1 protein-coding gene and 1 pseudogene are annotated in these 1,000 nt (G+C 46.7%); both read left to right on the forward strand.

Going from position 1 to position 1,000, the window contains the following annotated elements; all coding sequences use genetic code 11:
• Positions 1-477: electron transfer flavoprotein subunit alpha/FixB family protein (locus tag R7P67_RS26780; RefSeq protein ID WP_318086580.1), on the forward strand; the 477-nt coding region annotated here is incomplete at its 5' end.
• Positions 478-560: 83 nt separating this feature from the next.
• Positions 561-1,000, forward strand: a pseudogene (locus tag R7P67_RS26785) (acetoacetate--CoA ligase); the annotation flags it as partial.

Genomic DNA, 1,000 nt, shown 5'->3' on the forward strand with positions numbered 1-1,000 from the left:
GCCTTTGATCCTGTTGCTTGCAACAGCCAAGTCGATATTGAGCATCAGCAAACCTCGGCTCAATCCCCTGTCGTGGAGCTAGTTTCTATCGACAAAACGGTATCTGAACGGCCTGAACTGACGGCTGCTGAAATCGTAATTTCTGGCGGTCGTGGTGTGGGCAGCAAAGAGAACTTCGAGCTTATCGAAAAAGTCGCCGACAAACTCGGCGCAGCGATTGGCGCGTCTCGCGCTGCTGTCGATGCAGGTTTTGTCGCTAACGACTTACAAGTCGGTCAAACCGGCAAAATCGTCGCGCCTAAGCTTTACATTGCCGTAGGGATCTCTGGTGCAATCCAACACCTTGCCGGCATGAAAGAGTCGAAAGTGATTGTTGCGATCAATAAAGATCCAGACTCCCCAATCTTCGAAGTGGCGGATTATGGGTTAGTCGGCGATCTGTTTGAGATATTGCCTCAGCTCGCTGAACAACTATAAATAAACCGACTAAGGGCGAGCATGATGATGCTCGCCCTTTTTGATCAACGTAAGTTAACAATGGATTGAAAATAGAGGGAACTATGCCAAGCCAAACTCCTATTTGGTCGCCATCTGCTGAGCGAGTCAGAGACAGTAACCTGCTTCGATTTATCGAGAGCACTAATGCACGAAACAGCGCAAGTAATGAGATTAGCGATTATGCGTCATTACACCGCTGGTCTATTGAACACAATGACGCATTTTGGCAGCACACTTGGCAATTTTGTAAAGTCGTTGGCAAGTTAGGTTCACAAGTCAAAAGTTTAGGCGAGCCAAAATGGAGCGATTCAAACTCACCAAATATCAACAGAGATACGGTTTGGTTCTGCGATACAACCCTTAACTACGCTCAGAATTTACTTGTACACGCAGAGCAATCACCAGAGCGACAATTGATTGTTTTCAGCAATGAAAATGGCGAGCAAAAACAGCTCTCTGGTCAACAATTGATTGAGCAAGTGTCCATCGTCCAACAATGGTT

This window comes from Vibrio sp. Vb0937, assembly GCF_033338855.1.